The organism is Anatilimnocola aquadivae, from assembly GCF_049819085.1.
Taxonomy (GTDB): domain Bacteria; phylum Planctomycetota; class Planctomycetia; order Pirellulales; family Pirellulaceae; genus Anatilimnocola.
In genome coordinates this window covers 2,157,181-2,173,269 of record NZ_CP187419.1, presented here as the reverse complement: position 1 = coordinate 2,173,269, position 16,089 = coordinate 2,157,181, and the positions used below count along the sequence as shown (strand labels likewise).

The 16,089-nt window shown below is 57.9% G+C and carries 17 protein-coding genes; 16 read left to right on the top strand and 1 reads right to left on the bottom strand.

The genetic code is table 11. The annotated features are described in order from the left end of the window. Nucleotides 1–167 precede the first annotated feature (167 nt). Nucleotides 168–452: a hypothetical protein gene (locus NA78x_RS08665; RefSeq protein ID WP_425618040.1), complete on the bottom strand. Its 285-nt coding sequence runs from the start codon at nucleotides 450–452 to the stop codon at nucleotides 168–170. A 324-nt stretch (nucleotides 453–776) separates the two neighbouring features. Between NA78x_RS08665 and NA78x_RS08660 the strand changes: the two genes are divergently transcribed. The 16 genes from NA78x_RS08660 to NA78x_RS08585 all read left to right on the top strand — a co-directional run bounded on the left by NA78x_RS08660 (nucleotide 777) and on the right by NA78x_RS08585 (nucleotide 16,080). Continuing rightward, nucleotides 777–1,094, top strand: a complete 318-nt coding sequence (locus NA78x_RS08660) for a hypothetical protein (RefSeq protein ID WP_425618039.1) — start codon at nucleotides 777–779, stop codon at nucleotides 1,092–1,094. Next, nucleotides 1,091–2,824 (top strand): phage portal protein, encoded by a 1,734-nt coding sequence (locus NA78x_RS08655; protein WP_425618038.1) that lies wholly within the window; start codon nucleotides 1,091–1,093, stop codon nucleotides 2,822–2,824. Before NA78x_RS08660 ends, NA78x_RS08655 begins: the two co-directional genes overlap by 4 nt. Next, on the top strand, nucleotides 2,817–4,250 hold the full coding sequence (locus tag NA78x_RS08650; protein ID WP_425618037.1) for a S49 family peptidase: 1,434 nt from the start codon (nucleotides 2,817–2,819) through the stop codon (nucleotides 4,248–4,250). The genes NA78x_RS08655 and NA78x_RS08650 overlap by 8 nt, the downstream gene beginning before the upstream one ends. Nucleotides 4,251–4,320: 70 nt before the next feature. Next, a complete protein-coding gene (locus NA78x_RS08645; protein ID WP_425618036.1) occupies nucleotides 4,321–5,220 on the top strand; it encodes a hypothetical protein in 900 nt (299 codons plus the stop codon). Nucleotides 5,221–5,296: 76 nt separating this feature from the next. Then, nucleotides 5,297–6,340: a hypothetical protein gene (locus NA78x_RS08640; RefSeq protein WP_425618035.1), complete on the top strand. Its 1,044-nt coding sequence runs from the start codon at nucleotides 5,297–5,299 to the stop codon at nucleotides 6,338–6,340. 41 nt (nucleotides 6,341–6,381) lie between these two features. Further along, nucleotides 6,382–6,747, top strand: coding sequence for a hypothetical protein (locus NA78x_RS08635; protein WP_425618034.1), 366 nt, complete (start codon nucleotides 6,382–6,384; stop codon nucleotides 6,745–6,747). After that, a complete protein-coding gene (locus tag NA78x_RS08630) occupies nucleotides 6,747–7,265 on the top strand; it encodes a hypothetical protein (protein WP_425618033.1) in 519 nt (172 codons plus the stop codon). Before NA78x_RS08635 ends, NA78x_RS08630 begins: the two co-directional genes overlap by 1 nt. Beyond that, nucleotides 7,262–7,684: a hypothetical protein gene (locus NA78x_RS08625; protein WP_425618032.1), complete on the top strand. Its 423-nt coding sequence runs from the start codon at nucleotides 7,262–7,264 to the stop codon at nucleotides 7,682–7,684. Before NA78x_RS08630 ends, NA78x_RS08625 begins: the two co-directional genes overlap by 4 nt. Nucleotides 7,685–7,686: 2 nt before the next feature. Then, nucleotides 7,687–8,112, top strand: a complete 426-nt coding sequence (locus tag NA78x_RS08620) for a hypothetical protein (RefSeq protein ID WP_425618031.1) — start codon at nucleotides 7,687–7,689, stop codon at nucleotides 8,110–8,112. 48 nt (nucleotides 8,113–8,160) lie between these two features. Beyond that, the gene (locus tag NA78x_RS08615; protein ID WP_425618030.1) at nucleotides 8,161–8,790 is read left to right on the top strand and encodes a hypothetical protein; all 630 of its coding nucleotides are present in this window, start codon (nucleotides 8,161–8,163) and stop codon (nucleotides 8,788–8,790) included. Nucleotides 8,791–8,864: 74 nt separating this feature from the next. Further along, nucleotides 8,865–9,320 (top strand): hypothetical protein, encoded by a 456-nt coding sequence (locus NA78x_RS08610; protein ID WP_425618029.1) that lies wholly within the window; start codon nucleotides 8,865–8,867, stop codon nucleotides 9,318–9,320. A gap of 184 nt (nucleotides 9,321–9,504) precedes the next feature. Beyond that, nucleotides 9,505–11,046 (top strand): hypothetical protein, encoded by a 1,542-nt coding sequence (locus tag NA78x_RS08605; protein ID WP_425618028.1) that lies wholly within the window; start codon nucleotides 9,505–9,507, stop codon nucleotides 11,044–11,046. Beyond that, complete coding sequence (locus tag NA78x_RS08600) at nucleotides 11,046–11,864, top strand: hypothetical protein (protein WP_425618027.1); 819 nt, start codon at nucleotides 11,046–11,048, stop codon at nucleotides 11,862–11,864. The genes NA78x_RS08605 and NA78x_RS08600 overlap by 1 nt, the downstream gene beginning before the upstream one ends. Before the next feature lie 50 nt (nucleotides 11,865–11,914). Next, on the top strand, nucleotides 11,915–12,901 hold the full coding sequence (locus NA78x_RS08595) for a hypothetical protein (RefSeq protein ID WP_425618026.1): 987 nt from the start codon (nucleotides 11,915–11,917) through the stop codon (nucleotides 12,899–12,901). Between the two features lie 3 nt (nucleotides 12,902–12,904). Beyond that, complete coding sequence (locus NA78x_RS08590) at nucleotides 12,905–15,586, top strand: hypothetical protein (protein WP_425618025.1); 2,682 nt, start codon at nucleotides 12,905–12,907, stop codon at nucleotides 15,584–15,586. Then, nucleotides 15,583–16,080, top strand: coding sequence for a hypothetical protein (locus NA78x_RS08585; RefSeq protein WP_425618024.1), 498 nt, complete (start codon nucleotides 15,583–15,585; stop codon nucleotides 16,078–16,080). The genes NA78x_RS08590 and NA78x_RS08585 overlap by 4 nt, the downstream gene beginning before the upstream one ends. The last annotated feature ends 9 nt before the right edge of the window (nucleotides 16,081–16,089 follow it).

Below are 16,089 nucleotides of genomic sequence, written 5' to 3'. Positions count from 1 at the left end.
CATTCAAAAATCAGGGTTAGTCCTGCTTCGGTGACTCTGTATTCTCCGCCGCAGGTTGGGCACGGATTCATGCCCGAATTCTACCACGGGTCAGCCGGCGAGCGAATTTTCAAAGTGAACCACTACCGGGAAATTGGGTAGTGTCCGGTTTTGCGTGACTAGTCTGGTCACGGGGTGGGTGGTGGTCCCAATCGAACCACGGGTGGCATGCCCAGTTGTTGGTCCCACGCTCCCGGTCGCACCTTTCTGTCGATCAGGTGCAAAGGAAAGTAGACGCGGTTCGACCATTCCCCTCCCAGCCGACAGTAGTCGAATGTGCGGTAGTGGTACCCGCGACCACTGTGTGTCCGGTAGAAGCCTCCAGGCACAACCAGCGCCAAGTAACTCCCCACGTACAGCACCAGCAGGAGCAGCAAGACAACGGCGACGATGAGTGGTGCGCGGCTGGTCATACGTGTGTCGAGGTAGCGAACGTGCTCACATGCTGATCGCGCCGGTTAAGGCTTATCCATCGCAAATACTCCACGATGAGCACTCCAGATATTGCCCACAGCGCAATCAACATCAACAGGGTCGCCAGAAACATTACCCACCAGGGGAATGGTTGACGGTGGGTCACTAGCAGTTCGGCGACTTTGAATTCCATGCGCCCCATTCTATACGCGCACGAAAAAGCCCCGCCAGTATTTCCTCTCCGGCAATACTTTTGATAATCCCGGACTTCCCGTATCCGGGCGCATCTAGGTATATGAGAAAGCCTTCGTATCTTTGGAGGCATGGCTGATCTAACAACCATCACTGGCATCGAAGCCGAACTCGCGGTGACCGCCGACTACGACGTCGAAAACGATGTCGCAAAAGCGAAGCGCCGCGTTGCCGCCCTTCGACGGAAGCTCGACTTCCCGCAGTCAATGGGACGTGATCAGCAGACGATGCAGTTCGCGATGCTCGCCATCGAGAACCAGCTGAAGCAGGCACTTGAGTTCGTGCAGGACACGATCGTTCCTTCTGACGCTGGCCGACTTTCCAATCCTGACGTCCTTCATACCGACTTCAGCACCTTTCGCGGCTACGGCCCGGGAGGTTGCGAATGATCGCCCAGGCAGAAAACATCAACGGCAAAGTGCCGGAAACGCTGGAGCGCATCGCCACGCTTGAAGAGCAATACTTCGAAGCCAGAAAGAGCCGGGAACCGCAGTCCAGCTATTTCGCTGGTGAGTCGGATCGAATGAACCCGGTGCCCAAGGGTATCGATCCGCTCGGCACTGGGGCCGATTATCACTACCGAACTGAACGCAACTACTTCTTGATGGTCGAACGTGGCCGGGCCGCGGTTCGCAATCATCCGCTGGTTGAGCAGGGCATCAATCGCCTGATCGCGAACCTGAAGCTGGGCGAATTCACTCTCGACGTCGATAGCGGTGATCCTTACGTCGACCAGGATCAAAAGGAATTCTGGGGCGGCTGGACTGGTGAAACTGTCGGCGGCCGTAACCAGTGCGACTACGAGGGAACACGTTCGTTCTCGCAGCTCTCCTGCCAGTCGTTCTTCAATCAGTGTGCTGATGGTGACATTATCCACTTGCCATTGCAGGACGGCAGTCTGCAAACGTGGGAGTCTCACCACATCCGCAATCCCTGGGGACATCGCCCGACCGGTTTATCCACTGACGGCATTATTCACGGTGTTGAAGTTCGCTCGGGCCGAATCACTGGTTACTACATCACGCCACTGGATTTGCTGCCAGGTCAAGCGCTGACCCGACGTGGTAAATCGGTACCCGTGCCGGCGTTCGATGAGGATGGCAACAAGATCGCGTTTTGGATGGGCTTTCGCCACCGCTTCCGCCAGCGTCGCGGCATCAGCCGCCTTTCGCCGCCGCGCGAATCGATGAACGGCTTCGATGATCTCAACTACGCGAATATCAAAAGCGCTCTGCGGCGGTCGCTGATCTCGTGGGTGATGGAGGAGACTCAGCAAAAGTCAGCCGCTCAAGCCTTTAGCCCGGGCGGAAAGCAGAGTGATTCCATTCCCCAGGCTGGCGATCGCTATGCGAAACAGGCAGGTCTTGGCCTGCAGTCAATCACCATCGAGCAGTCTGGAGAGCCAGCGCAAGTCTACAAGCCGCCAGCGGGCTTCACGATGAAGGGCTGGAACGCGGACATGCCGACAGCTGGCTTCTTCGAGCAGTCGGCACTATTGCTGACCATGCTGGCTGTGAATCTCGACTTGCCACTGATGTTCCTGCTGCTCGATGGCTCGCTGGTCAACTTCCACGGCGGCCGCATGACATTCGATCAGGCCAAGTTGCGTTTCCGGCAGCTGCAGCATGATCACGTGCAAGGACTCTGGAATCCGACGTACGAGTGGAAGACTCGTCAGCGTCTCACGCCCGGTTCCAAGCAATTCGATCCGAAGCTGTATGCGGCCGTAAAGCGTGGTGCTAATCCCTTCCGATATAAGTTCCGCGCGGCCGCCTGGCCGTACGTGAAGCCGCTCGAGGACGCCGCCGCTGAAGATCTCGCCGAGCGTCGCAATCTGAAATCGATGCGATCGATCCTCAGCGATCGCGGTATCGATATGGATGAGCATGTCCCCGAGGTGATCAAGGGACGCGGCCTCTGGATCCGCACTGCGATTCAAGAGGCGCAGGCCATCCAGAAGGAGTTCCCCGACATCGTCAAGCCAGACGACATGCCGCGACTGTGGCGCGAGATCTGGTACGGCAACGAAAACACCGGTGTCCAACTCGCGATCAGTGCTGATGCCAGCGGTGAGTCGCAGCCTCAGTCTCCGCCTACGAAAGGCCAGCGAAATGGATAACGACCTGCATCTCGAAGACTTCACGCTGCTGCCGAAGTTTCAGTTCGCCTCGCAGTACTTGCCGGATTACTTCGGCATTTGGTCGATTCACGAACCGCTGTTTCGTGCCATGGCCGATCATTGCAACGGCATGAACCTGTCGTCGCACATGCAGTCGACAGAGGTTAAGCAGTCGGTCGAATCGCGCGACAACCGACTCTTCCAGCTGACGGACGATGGCATCGCGGTCATTCAAGTTCGTGGCGCGATGATGAAATCCGTTCCCTCGATGGGAGATGGCACAAGCACCGTTCGCCTTCGCCAGCAAATCCGGGCCGCTCGCCGCGACTCCGAAGTACTCGGCGCCATGCTCGTGATGGATACGCCCGGTGGCACGGTGAAGGGTAACGCGGACTTCGTCGCTGATGTCGCCGAGTTTGCCAAGGCAAAGCCGATCTATGCGTTCGTCGAAGACATGTGCGCGTCCGCCGGCGTCTCGGTTGCCAGCCAAGCTACGAAGCGTTTCGCGAACACAGAGAAGGCCATCTACGGCTCGATGGGCACCTATGGCGTGCTGGTCGACTACAGCGGTCAAGCCGAGAAACTGGGCATCAAGGTCCATGTGGTCAAGGCCGGCGACTTCAAGGGCATGGGCGAGCCTGGCTCAGCGATCAGTGACGAGCAGGTTGCTGAGGTGCAACGCATCATCAACGGCATGAACGAGAGCTACCTGCAGATGATCGCGCAGGGCCTCGGTAAGCCAATCGAAACCATTCGCCCACTCGCCGACGGCCGCGTGCTGTTTGCCGCTGACGCGGCCAGTGTCGGGTTGATTAACGGCGTTCAAACGTACGAGCAGACTTATGCCGAACTGGTGCAGGTTTGCCAATCCAAAAAACCAGTTGTTTCCTCGAAACCTAGGAGCCAGATCATGGCCGATACGCAAGCGGCGACCCTCGCCGAACTGAAGAGCAAGTTTCCCAAGTCGACGGCCGACTGGCGCGAGAAGCAACTCGAAGCCAATGCCACGCTGGTCGATGCTGCGGTGAACTACGCAGCATTCGCCGATGAGCAGCGTGAAAAGGACCGGCAGTCCCACGAAAAGCAACTCGCCGATGCCAAGGCGAAGGCTGAGAGTGACGTCGAAGCTGCGAAAGCAGAGGCGAAGTCGAAGAGCGGCTCTCTCGGTCACAACCCAATCCGCTCCGCCGGCAACGACAGCGGCCAGACCGAATACGTCGAAAGCGGCGACGCGATCGAAGATTTCAATATCGCTGTCGAGAAAGCAGCTGGTCCAAACGCTGACCTCACGAAGCGGCAGCGTGCGATCCGCCAGGTCGCCAGCCAGAAGCCGGATCTCTATCAGGCCTACCTGCTGGCCTGCAATCCCGGCAAACGGCAAAAGCGTCTGATCTCCGAAAAGCTCGAGGCTGTCGGCTCGAACTAGTCCCGTTCCCCTTCATCCCGTCAGCTGTCGACCATTTAACCAATCAATCCTTTGTCAGATGGAGTTAGTCATGCTCGTTGCAACTAAACCGACCTTTCCGAGCAACTCGGCTCTTGCCGAAGGGTTGCGCGTGAAGTTGTCGGCTGGATATCTTGTCGCCGCAGGCGCTGCTGAGGATGAGCTCGGCACGATGGAAATGCGGACGCTCACCAACGACACGATCGGCACGGTTCTGCCCGTCGACTCGCCTGGCGTTCGTCACATGATCATGTCCGAGGCCGGATCGAAGTATCAAACCGTCTATGCCGCTGCCGGGGGAAAGATTGCCACATCGGGCACCCTCATCCGTGGTGTTCTGCTGGAAGATGCCAGCGGCAACAACAGCGTGGTCAAGGTCATGACGGCTCGCGCATCGATTAGCGGTGCTGTTGCACGCGGCCAGTTGACCCAGGACGATCTCAAGCCATACCCAGTGTTGCTCACCGAGGCCAAGACTTGGGATGCCGTTCAGACCAACATCCCGGTGACGCCTGCCAACGATGACCTTGGTCTCGTGACTGGCACCCTTGGCACCGATACTCCGACCCTGCAGTCGGGCGATGGTAAGAACACGACGATCACGCGTTACGCGGGATTCTTCGTTCCAGTGCCAGCCGAATACGTCGACGGCGAAACCATCACGGTGGTTTTCAATGCCGGCATGTTGACGACGGTTGCCAACGGTACCGCGACGATCGACCTGCAGGCCTATCGGGTTGGTGCTCCTACCGTCGATGTCTGTGCGACCGCCGCCCAGTCAATCAACTCGCTGACCGCTGCCGACAAGTCGTTCACGATCACTCCGACCGGAGTGGTGGCTGGAGAGCTGCTGTTCTGCCGGGTTGCGATCGCGATCACCGATTCCGCGACTGCTACGGCCGTCATCGGCAAGATCAACAGCATCACTTCCAAGTTCGACGTCAAGGGTTAGTCGCCCGCCGCCCAGCGGCCACAGTTTGCGACTGATCGATTCCACAATCCACAACCATTTCTGAAGGATGTAAATCATGGGTGCTCCAAGCACTGCAATCACGCGACTCGATCTGTCGCTGACTTACGGCGAATTCTCGCTTTACGCGAATTTGAAGAAGTTCATCGGCCTTATGGTTCTGCCGGCGATCGGCGTGGAACAGGAAGCTGCTGACTTCGCGCGAGTGAAAATCGCCGATCTGCTAACCAAGATCGAGGACACGAAACGTGCCCCCCGCGGCACTTATAACCGCGACAGCTTCACGTGGGACACTGACAACTATGCCGTTGAGGAGCATGGTGTCGAAGAGGCGGTGGATGATGCCACCGTGGAACGCTACGGCGATGTCGTCCGCGTCGAGCAGCTCGCCACCATGCGAGCCGTGAACCGGATTCTGCAGCGGCTGGAATATGACATCGCCGCGGCGGTGTTCAATACCGGCACGTGGACCGGCGGGACACTCACGACGACGGTACCGGTTCCCTGGACGACAGCCGCGACGGCGGATCCGCTGGCCGATATGGACGCCGCTCACGAAAAGGTGAGCATCGGGTGCGGCGAGGATGCCAATACCCTCGTGCTAACAAAGAAGGGCTTTACTTCGATGATCCGCACGGCGCGGCTCGAAGGCCTGCTGAAGTACGATGCGAGCGAGCTGCTGGTCGCGCTCAACAGCGGGCAAAACCAGAACATGGTTAGCCAGGTTGTCAGCGGCCTCAAGGATCTCCTCTCGGTCGAACGAATCCTGGTCGGTCGCGGTTTCAAAAACACTGCCGACAAAGGCCAGACGGCAACGCTCGCCCGCGGCTGGGACAACACGATGGCCATGCTGTGTGTCAGCAATGACGATGGCTTCGATGGCGATCTCGAAAGCCCCGTGCCTACGCTCGGCCGCACCATTTTCACCACGAAGAACGGTGAACCGCTGCCAGGTGCTGGCGACGCCGGCGAAGGCTCGCTGCTGTTCGACGAGTATCGCGACGAAGCGGTCCGTGGCAGCCTCATCCGTCCCCGCAACAAGCGGCAGATCAAGATCCTGCACAAAGAGTGCGGGCACTTGCTGCAAGGCGTCACAGCTTAGTCGCACTTTCTTCGAACCACTGAACTTGGAGGCACGTCGGCATGTCGATCCTGGATGAAATGTTCCAGACCTACGCCATGCCGACGCTCCAGCATTGGTTCGGAGTGACGGTGAAGCTAAACCGCAAGGGTCGAGAAACACCGAACGTCAAAGCGACGTGGTGGCGACCGCCCGAAGAAGTCGACCTCGAGGGAATGCCAACCAAGGTCACGCATCGTGTTTTCCGAATTGCTCGTGACGCGTACGTGATCGACGAAGCGGTGGTTGAGCCGAAAAGGTCCGACTTCATTATCGAAACGATCAACGGCCAGGTCTTCACCTTCGAAGTTTTGCCCAACGACGATTTGCCTGCCTTCGAACTCGATGGCGACGGCTACCACTGGATTCTACGCACGAAGAAAGTCTGATGTCCGACGAACTCGCAGTACTCGTGAAAGTTGCCGACGGCGTTACCGCCCAGTTGGCCGCTGCGCTCGAGGATGGCTGGTTCGAAGGCCTGCAGTTCACGCCCGAACGATCGTACGCTGACTGGCTAGATGACGAACTCGAAGATCTCGATTGTCTGAAGGTTGATGTCGTTCCCGTGGCCTATGACGAGACCGACCTCGAAGGCCGCGGCAGCTGCGGTTACCTCGTTTCAGTGGATATCGGAGTGCGGTTGAAGTTTGGTCTCCGCGATCAGGTCCAGGGAAATCGAATCAGGCTCGCGGAGGTCGATCGACTGATCTTGTTTGTTCAGGAACTGCATGAGTACTTCATCAAGGCTGGTGATGGTACTGGGATAGGACGGCGATTGGAGTCTTTTCCCGGAGCAACTTGGCGAGAAAGCAGGATTCGTACGACCTTCAGCCGTCGGCATCTTCGCGACAAGCGGATGTTCCTCGGCGTGATTCGTGGCTTTTGGGATGTGAGTAAAGAACTGTGATCGGACTCGCTGTCAATTACGCGAATCAAGTCGAACGGGAAGCGAAGGCTGCGCGCCGCGCGACGTATCGATTGATTAACAAGGCAGCGTTTGAGACTCGCAAAACAGCGATCGACTCGATTGAGCCAGGCGAAGGACCGTCAGAGCCTGGCACGCCTCCGCACACGCACACTCAGAAGCTCACCAAACGCGGCAAGGTTCGTAAGGGGCGACTTCCCAAAGCAATCCTTTACAAGTCGGAGCGGGAGGAAGCGGTTGTGGGCCCTGCCCACAGCCTAATTGGGACCGTAGGTGCTGCCCACGAATTTGGTGGCGAATACAAGGATCAGGACTATCCCGAGCGTCCCTTCATGGGGCCAGCTCTCATTAGCAACCTAGAAGCCTTCGGCAACAGTTTTGCCGGGAGCATTGGAGAATAAACATGGCCGAAAAACGAGCTGGCTACGAATTCACGATTGCTTACGGCCCGGCCGGCGCCACGGCTACGACGCCGATCACGAACAGCATTGACGTGACAGACGAGTTCGTCACCGAGAAGGGAGAGACAACCGTCAGAGGTGATGGCACCGCACCGCCGGTCAAAGCATTTCGCGTTGTCGCTCGCGAAAAGAAGGTCACGTTCCAGATGCTGATGAAGACGGATGACACGACGCTCGCCGCGCTTCTGGCAGCATCCTATGCCGGCACTCCCGTTGCGCTTCGCACGAAGGCCCACGCGACTGGCCTGGGCACGAACGCCGACTTCATCCTCGAGCACTCCAAAGGGGCCCCGCTCAAGGGCATGCAAACGGTCGACTTCACCTGCGAAATCAATGACGATCTTCGCGCCGCGCAGTTCAACGTATAACGCCAGCGAATTCGTCGTCGGCAATTGCATCAGATCGAGGGGAACAAAATGACTGCTTCTGCTCAATACAACAAGAATCTGACGATCGCAGGCATCAGCTTCAACCGTCAGAGTAATATCACGGACGACGGTGCCAACGGCTTCTCTGCTGTTGCCACCCCGGCCAAAGCGTTGTCGTCATGGGAAAAGTCCGACGCAAATACCGCGGCCGGCAATCTGGCGGCTAGCCACGGTCTGACCACAGGAACCTACGACGTTTACTGGGATGGAGGCTCGCGGTTTGACGTGCCGGTCACGATCACGGTGAATGCCTGTGCCCTCGACGGTGGCTCTGGCGACGACTTCCCGGCGACTGCAAATGCGACGGTCGTACTTGCACCGCGCAAGCCGATCAGCGGCTTCTTGATCGACGGCGACAACGCCTCGATTGTCGCTGTGCAATCTCGCACGGTCGATCCCAGCGTCTCGAGTGCATGCCGAGTCGCGTTTTTGGATGCGGCCGAAGACATCATTGCGGACGTGGAAGTCACGACGAACGGCGATCCGAACGTCAACGACATCTACGCCGGCGAGGCTAACCGCTACACCGGCGACGTCATCACACACGGCATCATCAGCACCGCCAACACGTCTGCCGATGTGACATTTGAGGTTGGTTATCTGTACGGCACTACGTAAACGAGGAACCGATGCGGTCATTCAAAGACACTGCGGACAATGAATGGAAGATCGACCTTCCGTTCGGTGAAGTTTTGCGAGTTGCGCAGGCGAGCGAGAACAAGTTCGATTTGCTCGAGCCGATGGAGAATGATTTGGCGGCGAAGCTGAACAACATCTGCAAACCAAAGTTCTTCTGGGAGATGCTTTGGTACCTGATCGAACCGCAGGCAATTGAAAAGAAGATCAGTGCTGAGCAGTTCGGCAAGCTAATGGCCGGCGCTTGTCTGCGGGAGGCGAAGGACAAGTTCTTCTTGGAGTGGGCAGATTTTTTCCGCCAGCTCCAGCAGGAAGAAATGGCGACAGCGCTGGAGACACTCGTCGAACTGGAAGCCATGCGGATCAGCGAAGTAAGCAAACACCTGAAGGAGACGGGAATCATCGGGAAGGCGAAGGAGGCGATTCGCGAGGAACTTATCAAGCGGTCTGGGAAATTGCAGGAATCCTTGGAGTCGACCCGCGATCCTATACCCTCCGACAGCTCGCATTAATGGCCGATGGGCGGAGGAGGTACGACCGGTACCTGCTCACCAATCAAGCTGCCCTGGTCTGGGCTGACGACAAATTCGACCGTGAGTTCTTCGTGGAGACCGGCAACGTAGTTACCGCTGACTGGTCCGAGTTTGGGCCGATGCTTCAAGAGGCGCAGGCGGCGGCCGCAGAGGGTAAAGCAGAATGGCTAATCGAAAAGACATCGAGGCAGGGAAAGCCCACGTAACGCTGTATGCCAAGTTGGATCCATTGCTGAAGGGTCTGAAGTCAACCGAAGGGTACATGACCGACTGGGGCAAACGGATCGTGACCATCGGCGCGGGTATCACTGCGGCCGGCATTTCGATCATCGGTGCATTTGCTGGCGCTGCAACCGTCTTCGCAAATACGGGCAGCGGGCTCAACAACATGTCGCAGCGAACTGGCGTTGCGGCGACTTCTCTGGCGGAGCTCAGCTACGCAGCGAATCTATCCGGTACCGATATCGAGGCCGTGGAGAAGGCTTTGATCAGCATGGCAAAGAAAGGCTTCAATCCGCGCCTCTTCGATCGATACGCGGCAGAGATAGCTGCCATGCCAGACGGCTTTCAAAAGACCCAACGTGCTGTTGAGGTCTTCGGTAAGACAGGCCCCGCTCTCTTCCCAATGATCAAGAACCTGCAGCAGCTCCGGAAGGAAGCGCGCGACCTGGGTGTTGTTCCTTCGCAAGAGTCGATCAGGACCGCCGCCGAACTTGGCGACCTGTTTGACAGGTTGAAAAAGGTTGGCCTGGCCGCAGTCTTCGAGATCGGTGCAGCGATCGCGCCGGTTCTGATTCCCGTCTTCGACTACATCAAAGAGGTCATGGCCGGCTTCAACAAATGGGCCAAGAAGAATGGCGAGACGATTCGAGGCGTCGCCTTGCTTGGAATTGCACTGGTGGCCTTAGGCACAGCAGTGACTGCCGTCGGCGTGGCATTGATCGGCCTGGGGGCCGTTGCGGCCGCAACCACGGCGATTATTGGTTTCGTCGCTGCAATCACTCCCGTGGGATGGATCATCATCGGCATTACTGCGGCCGTTCTTGCTCTCGGTGCAGCATTCATCGCCCTCACTTATTCGCTGAAAGACGTTCTCGGCTCGTGGGGAATGTGGAACATCGTTGCCGAGCGAGTCAACCGACTAGGCTTCGCAGTGAAGATCGTCTCGAAAGAAATCGGCAAGTTGTTTGACCCGCTGAAAGCTGCCTTGCGTTCCGGCGAACTGGAGCTTGCTGCTGAGATTACCGCGACTGCAATTCAGCGTTTTTTCGTTGGCGCTATCGCTGAGATTCTGAAGGAAATCAGCAAGATTCCGCATGCCTTCACTCAAATGGTACTGCCGATTGGCGGACCGATAATTCTGGACGCACTTGAGAATATTGCTGGGGTCGGGCTAGATGTCGGTGTAAAGGCGCTGGATGCAAAGCTAGAGATGCTGAAGCGCAAAGCGGGCAAAGTTTCACCGCAACCGGGAACGCCTGAATATTACTCGCAGCAAGCGGCAGCCGATCCAATGAAGTCACTCGGCAGCTTCAATGCTTCGCAACTCCGCATGCAGTCTTGGGGAATCGGCGGTGGCGTAAAGAAAGACCCACAAGAGAAGATTGCCGACTGGCTCAAAAAGATCCACGAAGCCATCGTTATGGAAAACCGTGATCTGAAGCGGGCGATTAAAGATAACAACTTTGTGTACGGAGTCGCGTGATGCCTGCTATACGTTGGGGCGAAATGCCTGGCTCTGGAAATATGACCGACAGCCCTCCAACGCGAGAAAAACGTTATTGGATTTCGGGGACGGCGAACGACAACTTTGCCATTCAGGTTGCTCGCAATATCGCCCCGCCAACAGTCGCGTCACCTTTCGGCCTGCTCTACCGGCAGCATGTCCACACCGACTGGACGGCTGCGGCGTATTGCATCGCAACCATATTCTACGATGCGTTCGAGTCGATCAATGTTCGGTTCGCCACGGGTGGCGGTTCGGTTCACATTACGAACAGCCTATTCACAGTGAACCGTTACGCACGACCTGGCGACCCAGCAGCGCCGGACCTGAAGGGAGCCATCGGCTACAACCACAACGAGCTTGAAGGGACAGATGTTGTTGTTCCAGCAACTCGCTTCACAGTCGAGTTCAAGCATCCTCCTGGCGCTATCGGCATGCGATCCGTGCGCAGGATGGCTGGCAAGACTGCCTACATCAACTCCGATAAGTGGATGGAGCACATGCCGGGAGAAGTGCTATTTCTCGGTGGAGCTGGATCGTGGGGCAGGGACACAGAAACCATAGTTGCCTACGACTTCGCTTCGTCGGAGAACGCGGACGGAATCAGCAGCCCCAAGCTAAACTTCGGCGATATCGCCAACGTGGTGAAGCTAGGCCACGACTACTGCTGGATTAGGTATGAGGACAATGCTGATGCCGGCCAGCCAACTCGAATCCCAAAGCATGCCTATGTTGAGCGGGTTTACAAAGCCATGCCGTTTGGCCAATTCTTCAGCTTTGGGCAGATGGTGCAATGAGCGACGCAGCCGGCAAAATCTCGAAAGAGCTGTGGCGAGATATTCTCTCGATGCTCAATGAGCACAAGCGCCGCAAGGCTGTGAAACATACTGCAAGACGGGATGAGGCGGCAAAAGTAAGTGTCAAGAATAGCACTGGTTCTGACCTGCAGCGGGGTTCAGTAATTGAGTTCACCGATGCGCTGCTGAGCGAGATTAAGCCGGATTATCCGTGGTTCGACGGCGACGTGCCGGACCTCACAAATGTCGGCTGGGGGATTACTATCTCGCCAGTTCTTGCAGGAGATATGGGCAAGTGCTGGATTCTGGGCGTCTGCCCAGCAAGAGTGGTGATTGCCGATGAAAGCCATCAGTATGCGAACCGGGTCGATGGCGGGACTGCCTTGCTATCTGCAGAGATCGGATCGGTCAAGATCATCGCTAAGCCAGCCGGTGGAGCGCTGCCAGAAGAGCGAGTGTGCTGGGTGCAGCTGATGGATGAATCTGGCGGCGACGTTGTCGACACGATTCAGATCAACACCACCAGCGGCATGAACGGCGACATCGTCGAACCCGAAGATGTTGACGGCGCAAAAGTCTTCAGTGGCAAGATTCGTCGCACGATTGATGGCGTGACCTACGCCGATGCGGGCAACTGCTGGCTGCAGTTCACGATGGGCTTTCCCGCCGATGCCGGCAATGTGCTTGGTGTTCACGGCGAGTACTACAGCCACGGGAAATTCTCTGGTTACCTTGACAAGGTAGTTAACGAAGGTGAGGAAGGCGAGACTCATGACGAACGGCCACTGTACGTTGCCGAGTGCCCCGAGCGGTCGTACTTTGCGAAAGTTCAATCGCCAGAATCACCAATCGCCAAGGGCGCCACGGGAACCGCTCGCCTGTATCACAGCCACAACATGACCGATTCAGGCATCGACAAGGCTGATCTCTTTGCACCTGGCTATGCGATTCCGCTCGATCTTCTATGCATCGTCAGCCGTGTTGCTGGCCGATGGTGCATCTCGCCGATGGAATGCCCACCTGAGCCAGAGGAATAATCCGTGAGCGTGATCCCACCCTTACCGTGCTGCTGCCCAGGCTGCACGATCTACCGTGATGACTTCGAGAGTGATTCACTCGCAGCGGGTTGGGACGAGCGGGCTGGCGACTCGTCGATTGCCGATGGTGTTCTCTCGATCGAGGACGCTTCCGCCCTGCTGGTTGCGAATGCTGCCCATCCAGGCGGCGATTATCAGTCGTCGGTGTCTCGCGCGAAGGTTCGATTCTCCGAGTCTCTCGATGTCGCGCGCATCACGATCCTGGGGGAAGACGACGATAACTATCTGTTCATGGAGTTGTGGATCGACGAAGCCGGCTGCGGCCACGCGCGAGCCTATGAGCGGGTCAGCGGCACTGACAACCCGATCAGCCCCGAGTACTCGCTGCCGTTTTCGCTCGCGCTCGACGAGTTGCACACAGCGTCATTGTGCTACGTGCCTGATAGCTCCAATCCTGGCAAACTCACAATGCGGGTTTCGAGCGGCGATAACGTCTGGACTCGCGAAGCCGAGACGTCGACCGGCTGGCTGGTTGGTGACCGTGCAGGAGTTGGCACCGGTGCGACGGTTGCCGGCACGATCGATTTCGATGACTTCGCTTACCTGCACTATTACGACGAAGCGGAGCATCCCACGTGCCCGCAATGCAAAGCGGCAACCTCTTGCACGCTGCACACCGACAATTTCAACCGCAGCGATTCAACCGATGTGGGCTGCGCGTGGGAGGAGATCGCGGAAGATTGGAGCATTGACACCAACGAACTGACCGTCGCCGCGGCCGATGCGCTGCTGCTCAATCGCACGCCGCATCCCAACAACGACGCTCATGTTCAACACACGTTTAAGTTCCGCGCTGCCTCTGGCGCGAAGCCGCTCGCATTCTTCGACTGGACCGACGACGATAATTTCCTCTATGTGCTGTTCGAGCCAGGCAGCCACGGCGATTGTGGACTGGTTTCATTTTGGCGGCGAGACGGCGGCAGTGACGAGCAGCTCGGGACGAGCAGCATCATCGCCGGCATGAGTGTTGACGATCAGCACACGGTAACCGTTTGCTGGAAAGGTGAACTGCTCAAGGTCACCGTGGCTGTCGGCGGCGAAGAGAACGAATACAACGGCGGTTCGCACAGCGTGCATGGTGTCGAACAAGTTTCCACCGAGCCGCTGACCGGTCTCGGCACGCTCGATAGTGCCGGCCAAGTGTGGTTCGACGATTGCACGCTAAGCCGCATTCGCGACGAAGACAACACGGGCTGCCCAGACTGCGAAGCGGGCAACTGCTTGCTCTACTGCGGCGATCCTCGCGAATACATCCTCGGTGAAGATGTCACGGACCTGAATTGCCTATGGGAGATTATCGTTGGCGATTGGGCGATCGAAGAGTCTGCCGACCTTGTTGTGTTTGCCCTCTGTGGCAATCTTGAGTCGATCAAGGTCACCGACAGCGATTCGATTCTCATCAATCACACGGGACATCCCGGCACGACGGCCGAAGGCTTCTTGGATCTGACCAGCGGGGCCTATATCGAGGTCGGCAATACTCACTTCGGCAACGTGGTTAAGCTCCTGCTGGGCGTCGAAGATGAGGACAACTACCTGTTCGCTGAAGTGACCTACGCAGCGTCAACGGGCGGAACCGGGACGCTCAAAATTGGCAAGGTTGTTGCGGGTACTCCGACGACAATCAACACGGTGACCATCCCTGCCGGCGGTGCTCAGCCTCACACTGCTGGCATCGACCCCGACATAGCCTTCCGCGAATTTGCCCATCAACTGTGGGTCTGTTATGACGGCTATGAACTTAAGGCCATCTGGGTCGGCAGTGTGCTTGCCTTCACCGATACGTCTTACGTGCGCGGAGTCGCGGGGCTCGGGTGGAACCCCGGAAAATCAGGCATCGCCACGGGAACCATGACGGGCGCGGCCTACTTTTTCAATTTCCGCTTCTGGCACGATATCTACGGCGGCGAAAGCGACTTTTGCTTGCCGTGCTCATTCGCCGCCGAGTGCGAGTTCTGCGGAACCAACGATGGCGTCGATGACTGCTTTGACCGCACGCCGGCCGTGATGCTCGTTGACCTGCGCGAGAGCGACATTGTGAGCCGAGCCGACTATGTCATCCTCTCCGAGGCCGGCGGCGGCTCTTACGATAATGAGGCGATCTGGAACTGCGACAGCGAGAATTTCCTCGACGTGTTCGCCCTGCCGCTGTTTTCGACGGGCAACAATCTCTGCATCTGGCAGATGTATCACCCCAGCTTTTGCAGCGGCAAAGGGGCAGCAGCGACCACGCCCCCCAAGACGATCGAACTGCGAATCTCGCAGCACTTCCCCGGCGGCGGACCAACCGCTTATTACCAGTACGTGGTCAACGTCACGGGCAAAAGTGACACGAACACCTCGAGCCCGGGTAGCATCGGCTTTACCAACACGCAGATCTACACCGAGACCGAGCTATTCACGTCGTTGCCGCTCGGCGAGTTGTACAACACGGGTTGCGACGTCAGCGACTTGCCGGCGGCGAATCAGCAGTCCGAAGGGATGGATTGCCTGGCACACTTCGCCGATTGGATCACCGTACCCCACTCCGGGCACACGCCTTACCCGAATCCGCCGGTGTCGACCCGCAGCTTCCTGATGGGCATTCCCCAGGTAGGCATCGCCAAGTTCAAGGTGATGCCATGATCGCCACCGGCAAGGTAATGCTGATCTGCGGCGGCTGCTCGATGCGGGTGCGCGAGCTCGACCCCGCCGACATTCCCGGCGAGCGAGGTATCGTTTGTGGCCGCTGCGGTAATCGCATGCTGCCCCACACTCAGCGGCCCGATCCCGGCCGGCGAAAGCCCGCGCCCGACCACGGTCCAGGCACCGAACTCAAGAAGCTACTGGCGAGCGTCGGACTCACGGATTTTTCTGGCTGCGGCTGCGCGAGCAAGATCGCCCAGATGAATCGCTGGGGAGTCGAAGGCTGCCGGCAACACATCGACCAGATCTGCGGTTGGATCGAAGAGGCGAAGCGGAAAGCCGGTTGGCGCGAGCAGCTAAAGGCAGCCACCCTGGCGACCGCCAACGGCCTGGCGTTCAAGCTTGACCCACGCGACCCTATTAGGAGCCTGGTCGAACTGGCGATTGAGAGTGCGGTCCATCTTCCGATTGATCCACCGGCCGGCGCGCGATAGCCTGCCAGG